The sequence below is a fragment of the Ardenticatena maritima genome (assembly GCF_001306175.1).
GTDB lineage: Bacteria > Chloroflexota > Anaerolineae > Ardenticatenales > Ardenticatenaceae > Ardenticatena > Ardenticatena maritima.
Genome location: NZ_LGKN01000003.1, coordinates 203623 through 225629 on the forward strand (window position 1 = coordinate 203623; position 22007 = coordinate 225629).

General features: G+C 56.1%; 13 protein-coding genes. 9 read left to right on the forward strand and 4 right to left on the reverse strand.

Annotation, left to right across the window (positions count from 1 at the left end):
• Window positions 1-11 precede the first annotated feature (11 nt).
• Together hemL and SE16_RS01085 are read left to right on the forward strand one after the other, a co-directional pair.
• Entirely contained in the window at window positions 12-1304 is a 1293-nt protein-coding gene (gene hemL, locus SE16_RS01080) for a glutamate-1-semialdehyde 2,1-aminomutase (RefSeq protein ID WP_054493160.1), read from the forward strand.
• Window positions 1305-1313: 9 nt separating this feature from the next.
• Window positions 1314-2126, forward strand: a complete 813-nt coding sequence (locus tag SE16_RS01085; RefSeq protein ID WP_054493159.1) for an enoyl-CoA hydratase/isomerase family protein — start codon at window positions 1314-1316, stop codon at window positions 2124-2126.
• A 28-nt stretch (window positions 2127-2154) separates the two neighbouring features.
• On the opposite strand, the gene SE16_RS01090 is transcribed toward SE16_RS01085, so the two are convergent.
• From SE16_RS01090 to SE16_RS01100, 3 genes are all read right to left on the reverse strand, one after another.
• On the reverse strand, window positions 2155-3696 hold the full coding sequence (locus SE16_RS01090; RefSeq protein WP_054493158.1) for a S8 family peptidase: 1542 nt from the start codon (window positions 3694-3696) through the stop codon (window positions 2155-2157).
• A gap of 114 nt (window positions 3697-3810) precedes the next feature.
• Window positions 3811-6732, reverse strand: a complete 2922-nt coding sequence (locus tag SE16_RS01095; RefSeq protein WP_060687096.1) for a CHAT domain-containing protein — start codon at window positions 6730-6732, stop codon at window positions 3811-3813.
• A 10-nt stretch (window positions 6733-6742) separates the two neighbouring features.
• Window positions 6743-7453, reverse strand: coding sequence for an anti-sigma factor (locus SE16_RS01100; protein WP_060687098.1), 711 nt, complete (start codon window positions 7451-7453; stop codon window positions 6743-6745).
• A 156-nt stretch (window positions 7454-7609) separates the two neighbouring features.
• Between SE16_RS01100 and SE16_RS01105 the strand changes: the two genes are divergently transcribed.
• The 4 genes from SE16_RS01105 to SE16_RS01120 all read left to right on the forward strand — a co-directional run bounded on the left by SE16_RS01105 (window position 7610) and on the right by SE16_RS01120 (window position 13176).
• Window positions 7610-8902, forward strand: a complete 1293-nt coding sequence (locus SE16_RS01105) for a glycoside hydrolase family 1 protein (RefSeq protein ID WP_054493154.1) — start codon at window positions 7610-7612, stop codon at window positions 8900-8902.
• 8 nt (window positions 8903-8910) lie between these two features.
• Window positions 8911-10296, forward strand: coding sequence for a TrkH family potassium uptake protein (locus SE16_RS01110; RefSeq protein ID WP_054493153.1), 1386 nt, complete (start codon window positions 8911-8913; stop codon window positions 10294-10296).
• Between the two features lie 5 nt (window positions 10297-10301).
• On the forward strand, window positions 10302-11093 hold the full coding sequence (locus SE16_RS01115) for a potassium channel family protein (RefSeq protein WP_082381957.1): 792 nt from the start codon (window positions 10302-10304) through the stop codon (window positions 11091-11093).
• 124 nt (window positions 11094-11217) lie between these two features.
• Window positions 11218-13176, forward strand: coding sequence for an AMP-binding protein (locus tag SE16_RS01120; protein WP_054493151.1), 1959 nt, complete (start codon window positions 11218-11220; stop codon window positions 13174-13176).
• Window positions 13177-13228: 52 nt separating this feature from the next.
• Here the strand turns inward: SE16_RS01120 and SE16_RS01125 are convergent, their stop codons facing one another.
• Entirely contained in the window at window positions 13229-13654 is a 426-nt protein-coding gene (locus SE16_RS01125; RefSeq protein ID WP_054493150.1) for a hypothetical protein, read from the reverse strand.
• A gap of 313 nt (window positions 13655-13967) precedes the next feature.
• Here SE16_RS01125 and SE16_RS01130 point away from each other — a divergent pair, with 313 nt between their 5' ends.
• The 3 genes from SE16_RS01130 to SE16_RS01140 are packed head-to-tail and all read left to right on the forward strand — an operon-like array spanning window position 13968 to window position 21899.
• On the forward strand, window positions 13968-14366 hold the full coding sequence (locus SE16_RS01130; protein ID WP_054493149.1) for a response regulator: 399 nt from the start codon (window positions 13968-13970) through the stop codon (window positions 14364-14366).
• A 9-nt stretch (window positions 14367-14375) separates the two neighbouring features.
• A complete protein-coding gene (locus SE16_RS01135) occupies window positions 14376-16079 on the forward strand; it encodes a HAMP domain-containing protein (RefSeq protein ID WP_082374264.1) in 1704 nt (567 codons plus the stop codon).
• A 6-nt stretch (window positions 16080-16085) separates the two neighbouring features.
• Window positions 16086-21899: a GAF domain-containing protein gene (locus SE16_RS01140; RefSeq protein WP_060687102.1), complete on the forward strand. Its 5814-nt coding sequence runs from the start codon at window positions 16086-16088 to the stop codon at window positions 21897-21899.
• Window positions 21900-22007 lie beyond the last annotated feature (108 nt).

The window sequence follows — 22007 nt, forward strand, 5'->3', positions numbered from 1 at the left end:
GAGCACACCTGATGAATACACAAGCGTCGCAAGCTGCTTTTGAGGCGGCCAAGCGAGTGATTCCGGGTGGTGTCAATTCACCTGTGCGTGCCTTCAAGGGTGTGGGGGGAACGCCCCGTTTTATCGCGCGTGGCGAAGGACCTTACGTCTGGGACATTGACGGCAATCGTTACATTGACTACGTGCTTTCGTGGGGTCCCCTGATTGCGGGGCATGCGCACCCCGATGTTGTGCGTGCGCTGTGCGAACAGGCGCAACGTGGCACCAGCTATGGCGCGCCAACCGTCCTGGAAACGGAGCTCGCCGAACTGGTTTGCGAGTTGGTGCCCTCGGTGGAGATGGTGCGCTTTGTCAACAGCGGCACAGAAGCCACCATGAGCGCGCTCCGATTGGCACGAGCGTACACGGGGCGCACCAAAATCGTCAAAATGCAGGGGCACTATCATGGTCATGCCGACTTTTTGCTGGTGGCGGCGGGAAGCGGCGTGACGACGTTGGGCTTGCCTGACAGTCCCGGCGTCCCCCCCGGCGTGGCGCAGGATACCATCATTGTGCCTTTCAACGACCTGGACGCCCTGCGTGCTGTTTTCGAGCAAATAGGTGATGAGATTGCCGCCGTGATTTTGGAGCCTGTGGCTGGCAATATGGGCGTTGTCCCGCCCCGGCCGGGGTATCTGGAAGGGGTGCGCGAGCTGACAGCGCGTTATGGCGCATTGCTCATCTTCGATGAAGTGATGACCGGCTTCCGTGTGGCGCTGGGGGGCGCGCAGGCGCTCTACGGCATTCAGCCTGATTTGACGACATTGGGGAAGGTGATTGGCGGCGGGTTGCCGGTTGGGGCTTATGGCGGGCGTCGCGAGATTATGGAAATGGTAGCGCCGGCGGGTCCCATGTATCAGGCGGGGACACTGAGCGGCAATCCGCTCGCGATGGTCGCAGGATTGACGACGTTGCGGTTGATTCGCCGCCCAGGTGCTTTTGAAGCAATGGCGGCGCGCGCTGAACGATTGGCGCAAGGCATGCTTGAAACGGTGCGCCGTGCCGGTCTGCCGGCAACCGGGCACCAGGTGGGCACGATGTTCAGCCTGTTCTTTACCGAGACGGATGTGGTGGATTACGCCACCGCCAAAACGAGCGATACGGCGCTTTATGCGCGCTTTTTCCACGCGTTGCTTGAGCGTGGCGTCTATCTTGCGCCCAGCCAGTTTGAAGCGGCGTTTCTCTCGCTGGTGCATGACGATGCCGTGATTGACGCAACGCTGGATGCCGTCGCCGAGGCGGTGATGACGCTGACAACCGAATAGGAGGCGAAGATGCTGGAACGCTACACAACGGCTTTTCGCGCTTTGCGTTTTGCGCAACCCGAAGAGCGGATTTTGGAGGTTATCCTCGAAAATCCGCAGACATTGAACGCCGCCGATGCGGAGATGCACCGTGATTTGGCGGCTGTGTGGCGCGCCGTGGACGAAGACCCCGATGTGGCGGTTGTGTTGGTGCGTGGCGCGAATGGCGTGTTTTCGTCGGGGGGCAGTTTCGATTTGATTGAGGAGATGATTGAAGATTACGACGTGCTGGTGCGTGTGTGGAAAGAAGCGCGTGATTTGGTGTACAACGTTATCAACTGCTCGAAACCCATTGTCGCAGCGATTGAGGGCGTGGCTGTGGGCGCTGGCCTGGCGGTGGCTCTGCTGGCGGATATTTCTGTGGCCGGCAAGCGGGCGCGTTTGCTGGATGGGCATACACGGTTGGGGGTTGCCGCTGGCGACCATGCGGCGATTATTTGGCCGCTCTTGGTGGGGATGGCGAAAGCCAAGTACCACCTTCTGTTGAACGAACCGGTGTTTGGTGAAGATGGGGAGCGCATGGGGTTGGTCTCGTTGGCGGTGGAGGATGATGCGGTCTACGCAACCGCGCTCGATATTGCGCGGCGGCTGGCGGCGGGCTCGCCGACCGCCATTCGTTGGACCAAATATGCCTTGAATAACTGGCTGCGCGTTGCGGGCCCCATTTTCGATACCTCGTTGGCGCTCGAATTTTTGGGCTTTCGTGGGCCTGATGTGCGCGAAGGACTGGCGTCTTTGCGCGAAAAACGGCGCCCACGGTTTGAACCGAAGGCGCCGTTGTGAGCAACTGCGGCAAAAGCAGGGAGCGGGGCTACATTGTCGCCCCGCTTGTTACTTGTTGGGGCGTCATATTTTGCAATGCCTGCGCGAAAGAAATTTCGGGCACTTCATCCCATGCACTCGGCGACGTTGCTGTTTGCCAGATATGCTGTTTGGGATTGGACGGCGGTGTTGGCAAGGAGAGCAAGCGAGCGAGCAAAGCCGCGACTTGCGGCGCGGCAAATGAAGTTCCGTGCCAACGCACCAGTTTATCGCCAATCGCATGGTAGGCCTGGCCGGGGACGCAGTCGGGATCGAGCAGGATACCGGTTGCCGGCGCGGCAAAGCGCCCCTCGTTGGAATAGCGCGCGAGGCGGTTGGGTTGCCCGGTGCCGGCAACCCCGAAAATGCGCTGGTAGGTGGCTTCGGTGTGGTAGTAATGCCCATAGGCGGCGGGTTCAGCCGGGTTTTCGTTACGTCCCGCGGAATCGTTGCCGGCGGCGATCGTAAACCAGGCGCCTTGTTGGGCGGCTTCGTTGAGTGTGTAGAAGGTGCAACACGATTGCACGGTTTCGGCTTGCGTGCGGCGCAGCCCCAGGCTCAGGTTGAAGATGACTTTTTGCGGGTCGTGCAACAATGGCTTGCCGTCAACGGTGGGGTTGTTGAGGACCCAGGTGATTGCGCGGCGAATGTCGGTGCTGTATGTCACACCATGATTGTTGATGATGCGCACGCCAATCACTGTGGCTTCTGGGGCAAGGGTTTTGACAATTGATGCCACCATGGTGCCGTGATAGGGGAGCAGGTCGTCAAAAGAGACAGTGCTTGTCGTGGGGGTGCTTTCGGGCAAGGGGGCGTAGGGGCAGTGTTCTTCATCTTCATCTGGGGTTGTGTCGCGGCCGGTTTCCTCATCAATGTCGAAAAGTACCAGCGTATCCACGTAGGTGCCTGCCATATCGAGTTTATCCGGCTCGAATGGCTTGTGCTCGCCAAAGTAGGGGAAGCAATCCAGAATGACAACCGTGACGCTGGCGCCTTTGGCTGACGATTGTTGGACGGTCGTGCTGGTTGCGCCAATGCGCTGGAAGAGCGGTTGTGTGGCGAGCGCGTTGGGGGTTTTGTCAACCAGTGCCGGCAGCGTCTGCGGTGCGGGATTGCCCTCGTTCGGCGCGGGGTTGCCCTCGTTTGGTGCCGGGTTGCCCTCATTCGGCGCAGGGTTGCCTTCGTTGGGGTTGATGAAGACATCATCTTCACACACACGCACACGGACAGAGTTGGGGTTTTGGGCGAGGTGGGCGTTGATGATTGAGAGCGCTTTGTCCACGGGCTTGTGCTTCGTGTAGCGATACGTACGTACTTCCATGGAGGGGGTGGCGCCGTCTGAATCGCTCACATCCACTTCACGCCAGTTCCCATTTTTGCGCTTGACAACGATGGGGGGAGTGTCGGGTTGGCGTGTAATTGTCCCCAAGGCTTTCAAAGTTTTGAGGGATGCTTCGGCTTCGTCAAGCGCCTGTGTGGGACCACTCAACGTAAAGGTGTGCGTGCGACATCGCTTGAACGGCTTTTTGGGTTTGGGGGGAAACTTCTTCATGAAAACAACCTCCTTGGCACATATCTGTTCTTTGAAAAACCGCCATACAGCATGAAAAACCCGGAGATGGTTCAAAGCCATCCCTGGGTGATACGCTATGGTGTTGAAAAGGCGTTAGAGGAGTGGTTGGAAGGCGTCCCCCATGGCGGTGAATGCCGCCCAGTAGAAGGGATGGGCAAATTGCGGGTGGGCAATGGCTTCACGTTGAACAGCGGCGAGGGCTTCGGCAGGGGAAGAGCCTTTCAAAAGGTGCTCGTAAAATGTTTGCATCAATGTGAATGTGCTTTCGTCGCTAATACGCCACAGGCTGATGAGCATGCTTTGTACACCGGCGTGCAAAGCGGCGCTACTCAGCCCCATAAATTCGTCGCCGGGGTGGACGACGCCCAACCCCGATTCACAGGCGCTCAGGACCAGAAGTCCTGTGGGGATAGACATCATCGTCAAATCAAGTGCGGTCAAATCGCCGTCCGCCAGCGTAATGGACGAGAATTGCGGTGCATCACTACGCACAATGCCATGCGCGGCAATGTGGCGTACTGGGCGTGGTTCGCGTCCCAGGGCATCACTGGTTGCTTCGTCTTCGATGTACAGGTCGGCTTGCAACATGTCGGCGATCAAAGCCGCTTCGCGGTGGACGTAGGGCAGTGCGCCTTGCAGGCTATACGCCAACACTTGCGAGGTGTAGGTGTAAACAAGTTGCTTGCGTCGTTCTTGCAGAATGCGCAGAATGGCGGCACTGGGGAGCCGACTGACGGCTGTGCGTTCCACAAGGTACGTGTTCGTTTCACTGTCATACATTGCCGAAAAAGGTACGTAGTACGTGGGACCATGTGGGACAATGTAGAGCCGTTGGGCTGATGCAAAGGTGTCTTGCAGTGGGCGCAACAGCAAGTCGTAAAAACGCGCCAACAAGCGTTGGATTTGTGGCGTTGTGTGGGCAACGTCGCGGTGATGAACAAACTCATGCGTGGTGTAGTTGAGTTGTAAGCGCCACCGTGCCAGGAGTTTTTGATAGGCTTTGAGCGGCGCGAGTTGGCGTATTTCAATATGCCCGCCTGGTTGAACAACACAAGCGTGGAGCACGCCGTCCACAGTAAAGTACTCGATGAGGTTCGTGTGTGGCGGCAGGTCTGGAATATCGCGTTCGACGGTGGCGAAAAGTGGTTGTTGCCTGTAAGCAGCATTCCGGACTTCAAGTTCGCGGATGAGGGTTGCGATACGCTGTTCAAGCGTGCGGGCTTCGGCTTGCCATTGTTGACGTCGTTCTTCGGTGAACGTATCGCGGTAGTCCAGACCGATGTTGTGTGCAAGGTGCTGCTGTACCCAGCGGAGTTGTTCGCGCAGGGTGTTGATGTTTTCGACGATAGCGCGATCGTTTTCATCCAGCGCTTTGATGGGCGTTTCGTCGGTTTGGGTGGCGAACAAGTCAAGCATGGCGCGCGCCCGCGCCCGCTCAACAAGATAAAATGTTTCGAGAGGGTTGTTTTGCTGCAGTGCAAGGCGGATGGCGTCTTCAAAGACGGCCAGTTTGTCGCTGAGGAAGGTGGCACGCAGCCCGAGCGCCAGGGTGGTGCGCATTTCTTCAATGCGGGTAATGGCGCTCTCAAAAAAGGTGCGCGCGTTTTCACTATCTTGCTCGGCGCAGGCGCAGCGCCCCAGTCCGTGCAAGGCGGGAATAGCCAGCCAGTCAAGTCCTTCGGCTTCCGCCATGGTTGCTACATCGCGATAGGTGCGGCGGGCTTCCTCAATGTTGCCACGGCGCTCTAACGCTTCGGCATAGACGAGTGCTGTTTGCGCATATTCCACAGGGAGTTGCTGGTTTTCAAAGATATGCATTGCCTGTTGGGCAAAATGCAGCGCATTGGGCAGGTCGTTGCTTTCGAGAGCGAGTTGGGCTTGTGTTTTCCAAGCAACAGCCAGCCAGCGCGTATTGTCCAGTTGTGTCAAGAGGTCAATCGCGCGTGCGACATCGGTTTGGGCGGCGTCAAGTGCGCCCTGCGCGCGCAATGCTTGCGCGCGGTAGAGGTGTGCCACCGCCATTTCAAATTCGTAGCCGGCGTCGAAAGTCGCACATCGTTCAAGAATGGCTTGGGCGCTGTGGATAACATCATCCCACGCGTTGAGCGCCAGCCAGCATTGTGTGGCAAAAAGTTCTTCGACAATGTAGTCGCGTTCGGCGTTCGCTTCCTGGAAGGCGTCGCGGGCTTTTTGGAAGTAGTGCAGCGCATCATTGTAGCGCCCCAGGAAGAAGTACGTAATGCCGATGCTATCGAATGCTTTGCCCCGTGGGATAGAGCCGCTGAGTGTGTTGGCAATTTCCAGCGCCTTGAAGACTGAATCGAGCGCCTCATGGAAGCGGTCCATGTCGCGCAGGGCGTTGGAGCGGTTGAGATAGGTGCGGAAGCGTTGCTCGGTGTGGAAGGTACGCTCATCTTCGCTACGGAAAGAAGTTTGCCCTTCGAGCATGGCCACGATTTCGTTGTAAATCTCCAGCGCCGTGGCGGTGTCCCCTTTGCGCTGGCAGGCAATCGCCATGTTGTTTGACGCGCGCACAAACGTTACCCAGTCGTTGTGGCTTTTCGCCATACGGCGCACGCCTTCGCCGATTTCCAGGGCTTCATCGTAGCGCCCCAGCATGCCCAGGACATAGACCTGCGCGATAAGCGCATTGATGCGGTATGTGTGGTCGTTTCCTTCAATACAGGCTTCGACAGCGGCGCGGTACAATCCCAAAGCGCGCGCAAAATGCCCTTTGCCGAATGCGTATACGTTGGCAATAGCCATCAAGCCAAGGGCGCGATGAACAGGGTGGCGCGTTATTTTTTCGGCGGCTTCTACAATGCTTTCGGCAAGCGCCAGTGCGTGGTCGGTATCACGCCAGATGTGGCGTGTGGCTTCATCTTTGAGTTCGTTGAAGAAGTCCGTCGTCAACAAGTGGGCGTGTTGTTGCAGAAAGGGCACCCTCTCCGCCTGTGGAAGTGTTGCCCATTGCGCAATGACGCTTTCTTGCTGGTTCGTGTTCGTGGTGCTCATACACACGTCCTCAGGCAATGGCTATGTCGGGAAGGTACAGGGCGGTTTCACCATCACTGATGAGCAGATTGTAGGTGCCTGTGGGCAGATTGTCGAATGCAAAAAGCGCTTCATCGTCAATTTCGCTATTCAGGACGGGGGTGGCTGTGCCATACAGCAAGACATTTCGCAAGCGTTGATTGGTTTTATTGATCAACATGCCTTGCATTTGGTAGCGATTGGGCATTTCATCGGAAGGAGCAATCCCAATCATGATGTCGGCGATATCTGTGTGGAAAAGATACGGCGCGATAGCCTGCGCCCCGCGCAAGGGGGCTGTGTCCGGCATAGGGGCGGATGCCGGCGTGGCGCGCAAAACCCGCATGTGTGCACGCAAGGCGTCTGTCAGGGTGGCGAAACTGGGGCAGGCAAGCGGCAGTTGGGCGAGGTGCGTCAGCATGTGCCACTCGGCGCGACAGTCGGCGCACTTTGCCAGGTGTTGAGCAATGTGGAGAGAGGCGGTGCCCTGCATGGCCGCTTCGCTCAACTCGTCTGGTGAGGGGCAAGGCGCACGGAAGAGGTTTTGTGTGAGCGCCACCAACGCCATACGCATCTCTTGCCGACTAGCCTGACAGGCTGGGCAGATGGCGAGATGTTCGTAAGCCGTCGGGGGTGCATCGCCATATAACGTCTGCATGATGACTTCGGGCGTGAGGTGGGTGAGAAGCGTTTGTTTCGGCATCGTCTTGCTCCAAAAGTTTGTGCGCATTTATTGATTCTGGTGCACTAAACGCATAGGGGGATGGTTTTGGGGAAGAAAGCGTGTTTGATAGCGGGCGGCTTTGTTGTACAATTTCGCGCGCTCAAAGTGGCTCTATGACAACGAAAGGAAGGCTCTATGTCCACACACTTTCCGCAAGATTTTTTCTGGGGGGCTGCCACAGCCTCGCACCAGGTGGAAGGCGGCAATTGGCGCAATGATTGGTGGCAGTGGGAAACAGCCCATCCCGACATTATTGATGACGCCAGCCGAAGCGGCGCCGCGTGTGATTGGTGGCAGGGACGCGCCGAAGATGACTTAGCGCAAGCCGCCGCGCTTGGGCAGAATGCGCACCGTATGAGCCTGGAATGGAGCCGCCTGGAACCGGAGCCGGGGCAGTTTGATGAGGCGGCTTTTGCACGGTATCGTGATATTTTGAGCCACATGCACACTCTGGGACTGACGCCGTTTGTGACGCTCTACCACTTTACATTGCCCCAATGGGCAACCGCCATGGGCGGCTGGACAAACCCCACGTTGATTGACCGCCTTGCCGCGTTGGCTGAGGCGTGCGCAACGCGGCTGGGTGACCTGGTGCCGTTCTGGATCACCATCAACGAGCCCATGGTGCTGGCGTTTCAGGCCTATGCCGGCACGCGCTGGCCGCCTGGCATGGGCAATTTTGGCGCGGGCATTACCGCATTGCGCCATCTGTTGCAAGCGCATGCGGTGGTGTATCGTCTCTTCAAGCGCATCCAGCCTGAGGCGCAGGTGGGTATTGCGTTGAATGTGCCGCATTTTGTGCCAGCGCGCGCCGCGCACCCCCTTGATCGTGTGGTCACGTGGTTGCAAGATTGGCTGTTCAACGGCGTGAAACTGCATGCGCTGGTACGTGGGGAATTTGCGCCCCCACTGGCATGGCCTGCCCAACCAGCACCAGATATCGCCAACACGTTCGATTTTCTGGGGTTAAATTTCTACGGGCGGTATGATGTCATGTTCGATTGGCGTGCTCCCGCCATGTTGTTTGGGCGGCATGTGCAGCAGCCGACGGTACGTTTGGAACACAACGATTGGGGACAGCCAGACCCGCTGGCATTTGCGGCAAGCATCAAGCGGTTGGCGGCGGCGGGAAAACCGGTCTATGTCACCGAGAATGGCGTGCTGGATAACGCCGATGACGACCGTTTGCGCCAGCGTGTTTTGAAAGAGATGCTTGGGGCACTCAAACGCTTGCGCCGCGAAGGCGTGGATGTGCGTGGATACTTCTTCTGGTCTTTGGTGGACAATTACGAATGGGCGGAAGGGTGGCGCGCCCGTTTTGGATTGATTGGCGTAAACCCATATACTCAGGCGCGTTTTTTGAAACCCAGTGCGCATCTCTATGCGGCTATTTGCCGTGGTGAAATGGATGTTGAAGAAGTGGGATAGCAACTTCTATGGCGATGGATACAACCAGCGAAACCTATTTTGTTGAAGCCCAACTGAGCCAACATAGCCCACTCGCTCGCCGTAATGCCACCATCTTGGTGGTGGGATTTGCGGCGATTATTCTTGTGGGCACGTTTTTGCTCATGTTGCCTGCCAGCAGTGCAATGGAACGCCCTCTGACGTTCATGGAAGCGCTCTTCACCGCAACCAGCGCTACCACCGTCACCGGATTGGTGGTTTTGACGACGGCAACTGACCTGTCACTTTTTGGGCAGTTGGTTGTGTTGTTGCTGATCGAAGTCGGCGGGGTGGGCTTCATCGCCTTTTCTGTGGTTCTGTTTGCGTTGATTGGCCGCCGTTTGGGGGTGGCTGAACGCATGCTCGTCCAGCAATCGCTGGGCGTGATGGAAGCGGAACGCATTGTGCGTTTCACGATTTACGTGCTCGGCGTGACGATTGGCGTGCAATTGGTGGGCGCTTTGTTGCTTTGGGTGCGTTGGGCGCCAACTGAGGGAGTTGCACGTGGCGCGTATTTAGCGCTGTTTCATGCGGTCAGTGCGTTTTGCAACGCCGGGTTCGACCTGTTCGCCGGTACGGGGAGCGTTCTCTTTGGCTACGGCCGCGACCCGTGGACGCTCACCGTCATGATGGCGTTGATTGTCATTGGCGGCTTGGGCATTTTGGTCATTATGGACCTCATCACCTATCCGCGGGACCGCCGGCTGAGCGTTCATACCCGTTTGATGCTGACCGGCTCCGCCGTGCTCATTCTGGCGGGCTTTGCGATTGTCTTTTTCGACGACCTGTTTGGAGGGCATGCGTTCGCCGGAATGACAACTTGGGAACGCTTCTGGACCTCACTGTTCACCGTGGTTTCGGCACGCACCGCCGGGCTGACGATTGTGCCCATGGACCAGCTGAGCGAGGCAAGCGCCCTGGTTGTCATGGTCTCCATGTTCATTGGCGGCGCGCCGGCTTCCATGGCGGGCGGCGTGACGTTGAGCACCATTGCGGTTATTTGGGTGGCGGTCCGTTCAACGGTGCGCGGATTGCCGCAAGCCGTGGTCTTTGGGCGCGTGCTTCCCTTGGAAACGATTGCCAAAGCGATGGCGATTATGACCGTGGGGACACTTCTTTGCTTTACCATCACCCTGGCGTTGTTGACCGACCGCACGGGAGCAATGTTCCCCGTTGCGTTTGAAGTGGTGAGTGCATTTTCCAATACGGGCTATTCGCTCGGAATTACGGGTGATTTGGATACGTTCGGGCGCTTGCTCATCGTTTTCACCATGTTCTGGGGACGCCTTGGTCCTTTGACGTTGGTTGTGATGCTGGCGCAGCGCGAACGTCCCACATTAGTCCATTACCCAACTGAACAAATCGTGATAGGGTGAGCAATATGTTCGAACATATTCGGCGTTTATTTCAGTCACAAAAACCGATTGTGGAAGGGGAAGATCGCCCCGCTGGTGAAGCGGTGATACGAGTGGATGAGCCGGCGGAGGAAACACGCCCGCGCCCGCGCCGCTTGCGTGGTCGCCAACACAAACGCGAGTTCATCGTCATTGGGTTGGGGCGCTTTGGCACAAGCGTCGCGCGCACATTGGTCGAACAAGGGCATGATGTCCTGGCGGCGGACGTGGACTACAAGCGCGTACAGGCGCTGGCGAGCGAATTGCCGCACGTCGTCCAATTGGACGCCACCAACCTGGACGCACTGCGCGAAATCGGCGCCGATAGTTTCGATACAGGTATTGTTTGTATCTCTACCGACTTTGAAGCCAACTTGCTCGCGACCGTGCTCTTGCGCAAGCTGGGCGTGCGGCGCGTCATTGTCAAGGCGCGCACGCGCACACAGTGCGAGATTTTGTCGCGCATTGGGGCGGACGAAGTCATTTTGCCCGAACATGAGGCGGGTGTACGCCTGGCGCGTCGTTTGTCGGCAGCGGATTTTGTGGATTACCTCGAAGTGAGCCCTGAGATTTCAATCATCGAAATGGTGGCGCCGAGCCATTTGCACGGCAAAACCTTGGTTGAAGCCGATTTGCGTCGCAAATATGGGTTGACGGTCATCGCTATTCGGCGCGGCGAGCAATTGCAGGTCAATCCGCCCGCAGATGCCGTGATTGAAGAGGGCAACGAGTTGTTGGTTGTGGGGCGTTTGGAAGATGCGGAGCGCCTGAGCGACTGACCCGGTTGCTGGGACTTCGACAAAGGCGAGGGACTCCCCTCGCCTTTATTTGCTTTTTGAGAGTACTCTTTCTATCCTTGCGCCATACCGCCCAACAGGACAACTGAACAAGGAGGTGACAACGATGTCGGATACTTTCCCCTTTGGACAACCCATTGTGTGGGAACCTTCGCCTGAGTACGTGAACCGCAGCCGCTTACGCACCTTTATGGAACGCCATGGTATTGCCACCTTTGATGAATTGATGTCCCGCTCCACCGAAGACATTGAATGGTTTTGGGAAGCCGTGCTTGAAGATTTGGGTATTGAATTTTATGAGCCGTATGAACGCATTGTTGATTTGTCGCGCGGCATTCAGTGGCCCCAATGGTGCGTCGGCGGCAAGATGAACATTGTGCACAATTGCCTGGACAAGTGGATGGGCACACCAACCCAAAATCGGGTGGCTGTCCGCTGGGAAGGTGAATCGGGCGATGTGCGCGTGCTGACCTATCGCGAACTCTATCGTGAAGTGAATCGCGTGGCGGCGGCGTTGCGCGCCGCGGGCATTGGCAAGGGGGACGCCGTCGGTATTTACATGCCCATGGTGCCCGAAATTGTTGTTGCTCTGCTCGCGATTGCCAAGATTGGCGGTGTCATCTTGCCGCTCTTTTCGGGCTATGGCGCGGGGGCGGTAGCCACCCGCCTGGCTGACGCCGACGCCAAAGCACTCTTCACAGCTGATGCGATGGTGCGGCGTGGCCGCGTTATCCCCATGAAACCCACCGCTGATGAAGCTCTCAACGATGTGCCCACCATCGAGAAGGTGATTGTCTATCGCTACGTGGGGCTTGACGAAACGCCCATGCAGGCGGGGCGTGATGTCTGGTGGGATGAATTTGTGGCCGGGCAACCGACCGAAACGCCCACTGAACGTACCGATGCCGAAGATTTGCTGATGATTATCTACACAAGCGGCACCACCGGGCGCCCCAAAGGGGCTGTTCACACGCATTGCGGTTTTCCGATCAAGAGCGCGCAGGATATGGCGCATGGCTTTGATGTCCAGCCGCAAGATACCATGTTCTGGATGACTGACATGGGTTGGATGATGGGGCCGTGGGAAGTCTTTGGCGTGACAATTTTGGGCGCTAGCATGCTCTTGTACGACGGCGCACCCGACTATCCCGATGTTGATCGTGTGTGGGCGTTGGTTGAGCGGCATGGCGTCACACATTTGGGGCTGGCGCCAACATTTGTGCGGGCAATTATGCGCCATGGCGAAGAGCCGGTGAAACGTCACGACCTCAGTTCGTTGTATGCGTTCGGCTCCACCGGCGAAGCGTGGAATCCCGACCCGTGGATGTGGTTGTTTGAGAAGGTGGGCGGCAAGCGTATTCCTATCATCAATTACTCAGGCGGTACCGAAATCAGTGGTGGGATCTTGTTGGGGAATGTGCTGCGCCCGTTGAAACCGTGCGCCTTTTCCGCCCCTGCGCCGGGTATGGCGGCGGATGTGGTGGACGAAGAAGGCCGTTCCATTCGCAATGCGGTTGGCGAGCTGGTGATTCGCAAGCCCTGGATTGGGATGACGCGGGGCTTTTGGAAGGACCCTGAACGCTATCTGCAAACGTATTGGAGCCGCTTCCCCAATGTGTGGGTACACGGCGATTTTGCCGCAGTGGATGAAGATGGCATGTGGTACATTTTGGGGCGTTCGGATGACACAATCAAAGTTGCCGGCAAGCGTGTGGGGCCTGCTGAAGTGGAAAGTGTGCTGGTGAGTCATCCGGCTGTGGCTGAAGCCGCCGCCATTGGTGTTCCTGATGAAGTGAAAGGGCAAGTGATTGTCGGCTTTGTTGTCTTGCAGCCGGGCTATTCACCAAGTGAAGAATTGCGCGCCGAATTGCGCGAGTTGGTGGCGCGTGAAATGGGCAAGCCGTTGACACCGAAGGATATTCGCTTCGTGACCGATATTCCCAAAACACGCAACGCCAAAGTCATGCGGCGTATTGTGCGTGCGGCCTACCTGGGGCAACCGACCGGAGATACCAGCGCTTTGGTCAATCCCGAGGCGGTGGACGCTATCCGTCATTCACAATGAGCATTGAGCGAGGGCGGAAAAAGGCGGAAGCCTTGCTTGGCTTCCGCCTTTTTTACTTGCGCATTTCTTCCAAGAAGCGCTGATACGCGCCTTGCCATAACGCCTTGGAACGGGTACGCCTGTTCACAGTGATATCATCAAAATAGCGCGACAAGTCTGCCAGGAGTGGCGGCAGCAGTTCCCACAATTCTTCTCGCAAAATACGCTCCAGGCGGCGTTGCATGGGCGTCAGCCATTCCCATTGGGCACGAAACCGATCGGCTTTGATGTAGTAATTGCGTTTTTCCCACGCGCTCGCGCTTTGGTCAATGTTGGCTTCAAGAGCACGCAGGCTGAACCAAATAAGCGCCGCGAGGTCCCGTGTTTCTTCGTCAAGTGTTTGTTTTTGCATGAGTGTGCGCAGGGCTTCAGCAATGGTGCGCCGCAAGCGGTTGCGCTGTGTGGTTGGGCTGCCATGTGTTGAAATGAGCCGACTCATTTTGAAAACACCTCGTACAAGCGTTGGTTGCCTGTGCTACAATAAACGGCTTTGCGTTTTTCACAAGTTGGCAAAGTAGAAGCATTTCGCTTTTGTTGAACAGAGAGTTTGTCAGGCAAAACAATGTTGCCAGTATGGATGAATGTTTGTAGAATAAACGTGCTGTTTTCTCGCCCAGATGAGATTGATGTTGATTGAACAAGTAGGACAAGCGGGCTATGTCTCTTCGGCAATGTCATCCAGTATACTATAATGTAGATTCCCAATGCCCGCAGCCTATGTGTGAACACGAAGAGAGTTGAGGGAAGTCCATATGGCAAAGGCACGCATTCTGTACATTGAAGACAACCTGGCAAACCGTGAACTTGTCAAGCGCATCCTTGAAATTGAAGGCTACGAGGTTTTGGAAGCCGAAGATGGCTACGCGGGCTACGAAGCAGCAGTTTCATTACAACCGGACCTCATTTTGATGGATATCAACTTGCCGGAAATTGACGGGTTGACATTGACGGCGCGCTTGCGTCAGCACCAACAATTGCGCGATATTCCCATCATTGCATTGACCGCAAATGTGATGAAAGGGGACCGTGAGAAAACGCTTGCCGCCGGCTGTGATGGTTATATTCGGAAGCCCGTGGATGTGGATGAGTTGCCCATACAGGTGGAGCGTTTTTTGAAATTGAGCCGCGAACGCCGTGGAATTGAAGGGTAGTCTTTTTCCATGAGTCGCTCGGTTCGACCGAACTATATGCGGGGCGGGCTTGGACGAACGTTGCTAACCGCCTTTTTGGTCTTGACAATCGTCCCGCTCAGTATCATCAGTTTTTACAGCCTCACGCGTATGCGTGCGGAAACCGCAAATGCTGCACGTATTGCTCTTGAGCACCAGGCTTCTTTGATTTCCGCCCGCTTGACGAATGACGCCATCATGCTGGAACGCGATGCACTTCTGTGGATGCAGGGCGCGCCGTTTTCTCCCACGTTGAATGAAGAATCCTTTTGGTTGCTGGATGCCCAGCAACACGTTGTGCGGAGCACCACAGCAGAACCGATTCCCGACACGCTTTTTGCCCAGCGGGGGCGGCAAGTGATTCGGGCTGATGAGATGGGGCGTGTCTTTGTGTGGCGCCTGGTACCGTTGGGTGAACAGACATTGGTGGCGCGGGCGCGTCCATCCTTGCTTTCTGGGACAGAGGTGGTTGAGGAAGGAATTGCGATTTGGCTGATTGCCGATGGTGAAGTGATTCCGTTAGTGGAAGATGGCGCCGCGGCCATAAAGATAGATGATGCTGGGCTTCTGACGGATGAATCGCCCGATTGGCTTGCTGTGCGGCAAGCATTAGATGACGGGGTGATGCTGGTCGTGGCTCAACCGCGTGATATTGCATTGGCGGCAAGCAACGCCATGGCCGGCGCATTGATTGCCGCGGCGCTGGCGGTTGCTTTGTTGACAACCGTAGCGGCGGCGTATGTCATTCGGCGGATTACGCGCCCGGTGTTTGACTTGACGATGGCGGCTATTGCGATTGCCCAGGGAGACTTGGACAAGCGAGCGCGCGTTGATCGCGACGATGAACTAGGCGTATTGGCGCTTGCTTTCAACACCATGGCTGACCGGTTGCAAGAGTTGCTCAACACACTCGAACAACGTGTGGCCGAGCGGACCGCCGAAGTGGCGCGCGCCAACCGTCTCCTGGAACGACGCGCGGGCTATCTTGAAGCCAGCGCGCGCATTATCCGCGAGGTGGGGCGTCTCGAAAGCCCGACAGCCGTCTTGCAGGCGGCGTTGCCTCAAATCTGCGAGCGTATGAACTTTGCCGGGGCGGCGGTTTGGTTGCTGGATGCGTCGCGGAATGGCGATCGCCCACATTTGACATTACGACATCATCATGGTGACATATCACCTCAGCATGTGGAGCCTGCATTGAGCGAAGTGGTTGCTGCGGCGCATGGCCGTATTCTTCCTGCGGAAGAAGGTACATTTTTGGTTTTGCCCTTGCGGATGGGGGAACAGGTGACAGGCGTCCTTGCGCTCGTGATGCCCGATGAAGCCCAGCCGGGGGATTTGCAAACGTTGCAAGTGCTTGCCGATCAATTGGCGGTTGCACTGGAAAATGCACGTGCCATCGAATACGAGCGGCTGGCGCGCAAGAAGTTGCAGATGCTTCAGAAACACCGCGAGCAATTTTTGGGGAAAATGTCACACGAATTGAGCACGGCGTTGAACTCGATTATAGGCTTCTCGACCTTGATGTTGCGCGAAATTGAAGGGCCTTTGACCGAGATGCAGCGTTCTGATCTCACATATATCAACCGAAATGGCCAACATTTGCTGGATTTGCTCGATGGCATGCTCGAACTGATTGAAGCCGAAAGCAATGAAGAGATCGCACTCGAACAGGTAGCAGAAGCAGAAATGGAGTAAACAGGTATGGGGACGATTCTCTCGATTACACTGCTCACGCAATTGATTCTGATATTGTATGGCCTGCGTACCAAACGCGTGCCCTGGTACTGGATTCTCATTTTGCTTGTTGGCCTCGTGGGCAACGGCGCTTATCTTCTGTTGTATGGTCTGGCGCCAAACACATTTGCCTTTCGGCGCGCCGTCTGGACAGCGGCGTTTCTCTTGCCACTGATGACTTTTATCTACGCTGTCGGCGCGTTTTACTACTTGTATGAGCGGAAGATGGTGGGGCGGCTTGTCCACTTGCTTCCCATCTTTTTATTAGGACTGGTGCGCATGGCTTGGGAAATCCTCGACCATGCAGCGGATGTTTTAGCAACTGTAACCACTCCCCAGGACCTGGTTGTTGTATTAGATTCTTTCTCCATTTCCTCGGATTTCTGGCAAACAACAGGACCTTTTGACCCCTATATTGCTCGGTTTAGCGGCATTGGGTTTGCTGTCGTCACTTTGCTTCTGTTGGTGCAAGCCGCCTGGCGTTGGTGGCGGTTGCAACAGCGGGTTTCTCCCGAGTACAACGCTGTCTCGTATCTCATTGTCGTTATGACAGTGAGCTTGTTTATCGTCGTTCCCACGCGCATCTGGCTCGATTCGATGATTGTGGGCCAGCTCACAGTGTTGCTGTTGACGTTGGCGCTGGGCTTTATGTTCATCATTCAATCGGAGAGCGTGCTCGATACGTTTACGCGCTTCCTCGGGCGCTATTCCATTGGCTTGAAACTGGAAGCCGGTTTTGGCCTGGCTTTGATGCTGGCTGGGGTGTTGGTGGCTATTTCGGTGGCGACAATTGGGAGCAATAACTTCACGGTTGAAAATGTTACCACCGTACAACATGAAATTTTGGAAGCCACAACGCAACTCATGCTCGATTTTCGCGCCACACGCATTTATGAGCGGAATATTGTCGCGAACGCTTCGGGTCCTACAACACAGGCTGTTGACGTGCAGATGGTCAATGATTGGCAGCAAGCCATGGCGCGTGTCCAGGCGGATGTAGAGCACTTGAAGGAATTGCCATTGACCGAGCGGCAGCAAAACACAGTGCGTCTTATTGAAGCAGCTGTCGAGCGGTATCGCAATGACATTGGTGCCATGCTTGGCGCCATTATGACCCGCGGCGACGAGCAGAGCGGTGAAATGGGGCGCTGGTATCAGTCGCAACTTGTTTTGCAAGAGACGGTTGCTGCCAATGAAACGGTTTATACAACATTAGCCCCCCTCTTGGCTGAATTGCGCCAGGCTCAGCTGGCGTACATGATTAGCGGGCGCGGTGTGCGGGTCTACGAAGCCAACCAAACCTACACAGCGATTGATAAAGCGCTGGATGAGGTTTTGCGCCCACAGTTGTCTTTTGATGAATGGCGCGCAATTGACCGCGCCCTGGAAAACGAGCGCGCTGCCTTCCAGGGTGTTGTTCGATATCAAACAGAGATGCAATTGTCACGCAACAGTATGCAAGGCAATGCCTTGGTGATCGAAAACTGGACCCGCGAATTGTCTTCGCAGGCGAATCAACAGTTTGAAGCGAGCGTGATTTCCCTCCTGGAACAACAAGCGCGTGGGACGCTGACGCTCCTGGGTGTCGCCACGCTGATTACGTTGATTGTACTTTTTGTTTCACGCACGGTTTCCCAGCAGATTATTCAAGAGGCGTTGCAGTTGGCCGACGCCGCGCAACGTATGGCCAGTGGCGAATTGACGGCGCGTGTCAATATTGTCTCGCGTGACGAGTTGGGCCTGGTTGGACGTACTTTCAACGAAATGGCGGCGCGCTTGCAAGATTTGCTTGAGACGCTGGATGCCCGTGTGCGACGCCGCACAAGTCAGTTGGAAACGGCTGCTTTGGTGAGCCAGGAATCTGTTGCCCTGCAAGGTGGGCAAGTTGATGAGTTGCTGCAACGCACCGTTGAACTGATTCGTGAACGCTTTGGCTTTTATCACGCCCAGGTCTTCTTGGTGGATGAAAACAACGAGTGGGCGGTTTTGCGTGCCAGCACTGGCGAAGCAGGCCGCCAATTGCTAGCCCGTGGACATAAATTACAGGTTGGCTCGCGCAGTGTTATCGGGCGTGTCACCGCTGATGGGGTGCCTGTTGTTGCCCGTGATACTGACAAAGACAGTATTCACCGCAAGAATGAATTGCTCCCGCAAACGCGTGCGGAATTGGCTGTGCCGATGAAATTGGGGGATCGCATTATCGGCGCGTTGGACGTGCAAAGCGTCAAGCCGGATGCGTTTGGCGAAGACGACGTCGTGGCGTTGCAAATTCTCGCCAACCAGATTGCGACCGCTGTGAATAACGCGCGTTTGCTCCGCCGGGTGCAGGAAACATTGCGCACAACCAACGAACTCTACACCCGCAGCCGCTTGATTGCTGAAGCAACAGAAGAAAAAGAAGTCCTGCAACAGCTGGATGAAGCACTCCAAGCGACAGCCGTCGAAACGTTGCGTTTGCGCGAAGGGTTCTTGGCAACGGTTGATTCGTTTACCGAGGGGACTGTTCGCATTGAGTGCATGTGCGTTTTGCCAACAGAAGAAAAACAAGCGTTCTGCGGGCAGGTTGTGCCGCTCTTCCAGAGAAATGCGCATGCCTTTATGGAGTTGTTGGCGCAGGACGAAGCCGTTTTGCTCGATCAGGATACCCGCGATGTGCTCTCGGAAGAGGTGCGTCGCATCGTGAAAGATATGCCGTATGTGGCTATTTTGCCACTCGTAGTTGAGCGCACTGTGTTTGCGGTTGCTGTGTTGGCTGGTAACTGGAGCGAGATGCTCTCGATCGAGCAGTTGACACCATACCTGACGCTCTTTGACCAGGCGGGTACGGTGATCGAAAACATTCGCTTGCTACGCCGTACAGCCGAAGCATTGGAGAGCACCAACCGACTTTATCAGACAGTGAGTCGGTTTGCACAGGCTGAATCAGTGGAAACGATTGCCGATGTGCTAGCGGATACGGCTCGCGCACAAGGGTTCGACGGTGCTTACTTGGCTGTGTTGCCGAAGCCCGTACGTGTGGATGTTGAAGAGGCTTTGGCGCATGAATACACCGTGGTGCCGCGCACGTGGGTGGAAGGGTTGCCTGACACACCATTCCGATTCCGCTGGCGAAAACAGGCACGCGCCTTTTTGAAAGAAACATTTACCAACCGCGAATATGTTGGTATTGAACATGAGGAAGCGCATCGCCGTGTCAAGGCTCTGATTCGTGCTGAAGGCGTGACATTGCCTGAATTTCAAACAATGCTATTCCGTCCCCTGATGACGCGTGACCAGATGACAGGGGTGCTTCTCCTTGTGGCGCGTGATTCACTGGAGATTGACCGCGAGACAGAACGTTTCTTCCTCTCATTGACCGAACAAACAAGCATCTCGCTTGAAACGGTCATGCTCTTTGAGCAGACGCGCCGTTCGTTGGAGCGCACCGAAGCCTTGTATGAAGCCGGGCGGCTCCTCACACAAGCCGATGAGCATAGCGACCTGGCGGCTGCGGCTTTGCCGCTGGCACGCTATTTTGGCCACCAGTGGGTGAGCATGCCTTTGTTGGTGGAAGAAACGGGTGAGGACGCCCTGGTTAATTATGTGGCTGATGTGCGGCATGGCGACGTCGAACGCCGCCTCATGTCAAAAGCATTTTTCGATATGGCTCGCACGCTCTTTGAGGAAAATCAACCCTACATTGCTTTTGATGATGTTGAAAATGCACCATTGCCTGAACAATTGCGTAAATTGTTGCAAGAAAACGACATACGCGCGCTGTTGTCTGTGCCATTGCGTGTACGTGGACAGGTGCAAGGCTTCCTGGTTTTTAGCTCTGTAGAACCACACGCCTTTACAGAAGAAGAACTTGAAGTAGCAAGGGCGTTTGCGGGGCAAACGGCCTTGGCGCTGGAAAGCTTGCAACTGATTGAGCGTATCGAAAACGAATTGCGCGAAACACAAGCGTTGTACCGCGTTTCGCGTGGTTTGTTGCAAGCCGAAAGGCCGCGAGATATGGCGCGCTTGCTTTTTGAAAGTGCCAAGGAATCAGGATTGTTTACGCCTGATGTGCCCGCTTTCATTGCTGTGGATGAACTGCATGTTGACCCACATGGTCGCGTCACGTCGTTGCGGGTGATTGGTTTGGCCTCATCGGTGCCTTCAGCAGAAGATCGCTTTGAGGGACGCGTCTTTGACGTGCGAGAAATGCCCGCCATGGGCACCCTGGACCCCAATGCCGATACCCCGTTGGTTTTTGAAGATATCGAGACAGCAGACGCGTTGACCGCCGCCGACCGGGAAGCGGCGCGTGCGCTCAACTTCCGCAGCACTGTGCTGGTCCCGTTCCGCATTGGTACTGATGGCTACGGGTTGATACAGATGGGACAAGCGCGTCCGCGTGCATATACCCCCTCGGAAATCCAGCGTCTCCAGACATTGGCGGGGCAAATCGGTGTTGTGCTGGAAAACCGCCGTCTGTTCGAGCGAACGCAACAGGCGTTGCAAGAAACGCGCACCTTGTACGACACAATTCAGAACCTGTTGATGGCGACAACGATCGAGGATATTCAGCAACGCCTCTACGAGACATTGGCGGAGCGTGTGCACCCCTTGCGTGTGGGCTTGTGGCTCTTTGACCGCCCGCATAGCGTAGATGAGCATCCTGAAGGCTTGCGGTTGGTTTCGTCGGGGGGCGAAGAAGCAATCAACATGCCGATTGGTTCATATTTGCCCGCGGATCGTTTCCCCACGATCAAACGTTTGCGTGCGTCGGAACCGTTCTTCATCACCGATGCTGAAGCCGAATTGGAAGACGACCCCGCGTTGCGAGAAGTGATTACTCGCACGGGGGCGCGTGCCTTGGCCGTCTATCCGCTGACACGCGGCAACACCTGGTTTGGTGTAGCTATTATCACGTGGGCGCATCCGCGAAAGGTGTCGGAAGATGAAGACCGCCTGCTTGCGGCAATCTTCTCGCAAACAGCCATTGTGTTGCAGAACCGTCGTTTGCTAGAAACAGTGCAACAAACGCTCGAACGTACTCAGCGCTTGTATCGCGCGAGCCGCCGCATGAGTGCCGCATCGACCATACAAGAAATTGCTGATGCCTTCCTGGAAGCATTGGAAGATCGGTGGGAAAGTGTTGGTTTGCTGCTCTTCCCGCAGCCTGTGAATGTGGGTGAAACACCTCCTGAGAAAGTTATCTTGCGGGCGGCGGCGCCACTTGAAAAGGCTGTTTTGCCGCCGGGAACAGTGCTCGAACGCCCGGTTATCCCCATGTATGAGCATGTGATGAAAGAGCGCATTGTGATTGTTGAAGATGCAGCGACAGATGAACGCTTGACGGAACCAGCGCGCCAGATGTTGTTGGCGCAGAAAGCGCGCCGTTTGGCGCTCATCCAACTGGTGGTAGGCAACCGCTGGTTAGGGTGGGTGAGTTTGCGCGCCAACGACATCGCCCATGTTGATGCCCAACAACTCGACGCTTTGCTGACGCTGGCCGACCAGGCTGCGGTTGTGATTGAGAACTTGCGTCTTTTCCAATCGGCACAGCGCCGTGCGTGGCGCGAAGAAACCGTGGCGCGTATTGCCAGCAAAGTCTTCATGTTGAACAACCCGCGCGATGTGCTCGAAGTGGGCATGCAGGAGTTGCAACAGGCGCTGGGGGTGCGCCGTGTCGCGGCGTGGATTGAAACAGCCCATTTGCAAGAGCAAGAGGATGAGACGCAATCATTTGCGACTGGCGCTCTCAGGCGTCCAAAATTGGACGATGGGAATGGTCATAGCGATGAAAACATCTAATTGCCCTTTTTTCAAAGAAAGGGTATTCATAAACGGTGCGTGTTGGGCAACGATGTTGCCATTGGCGTATTGGTTGGTGCCAGTATCAACCCCTAAACCGACAGGAGG

Bases quoted from the DNA above. Each gene is read 5' to 3' on its own strand.
- hemL (WP_054493160.1), top strand. From the start codon at position 12: ATGAATACACAAGCGTCGCAAGCTGCTTTTGAGGCGGCCAAGCGAGTG.
- SE16_RS01085 (WP_054493159.1), top strand. From the start codon at position 1,314: ATGCTGGAACGCTACACAACGGCTTTTCGCGCTTTGCGTTTTGCGCAA.
- SE16_RS01090 (WP_054493158.1), bottom strand. From the start codon at position 3,696: ATGAAGAAGTTTCCCCCCAAACCCAAAAAGCCGTTCAAGCGATGTCGC.
- SE16_RS01095 (WP_060687096.1), bottom strand. From the start codon at position 6,732: ATGAGCACCACGAACACGAACCAGCAAGAAAGCGTCATTGCGCAATGG.
- SE16_RS01100 (WP_060687098.1), bottom strand. From the start codon at position 7,453: ATGCCGAAACAAACGCTTCTCACCCACCTCACGCCCGAAGTCATCATG.
- SE16_RS01105 (WP_054493154.1), top strand. From the start codon at position 7,610: ATGTCCACACACTTTCCGCAAGATTTTTTCTGGGGGGCTGCCACAGCC.
- SE16_RS01110 (WP_054493153.1), top strand. From the start codon at position 8,911: ATGGCGATGGATACAACCAGCGAAACCTATTTTGTTGAAGCCCAACTG.
- SE16_RS01115 (WP_082381957.1), top strand. From the start codon at position 10,302: ATGTTCGAACATATTCGGCGTTTATTTCAGTCACAAAAACCGATTGTG.
- SE16_RS01120 (WP_054493151.1), top strand. From the start codon at position 11,218: ATGTCGGATACTTTCCCCTTTGGACAACCCATTGTGTGGGAACCTTCG.
- SE16_RS01125 (WP_054493150.1), bottom strand. From the start codon at position 13,654: ATGAGTCGGCTCATTTCAACACATGGCAGCCCAACCACACAGCGCAAC.
- SE16_RS01130 (WP_054493149.1), top strand. From the start codon at position 13,968: ATGGCAAAGGCACGCATTCTGTACATTGAAGACAACCTGGCAAACCGT.
- SE16_RS01135 (WP_082374264.1), top strand. From the start codon at position 14,376: ATGAGTCGCTCGGTTCGACCGAACTATATGCGGGGCGGGCTTGGACGA.
- SE16_RS01140 (WP_060687102.1), top strand. From the start codon at position 16,086: ATGGGGACGATTCTCTCGATTACACTGCTCACGCAATTGATTCTGATA.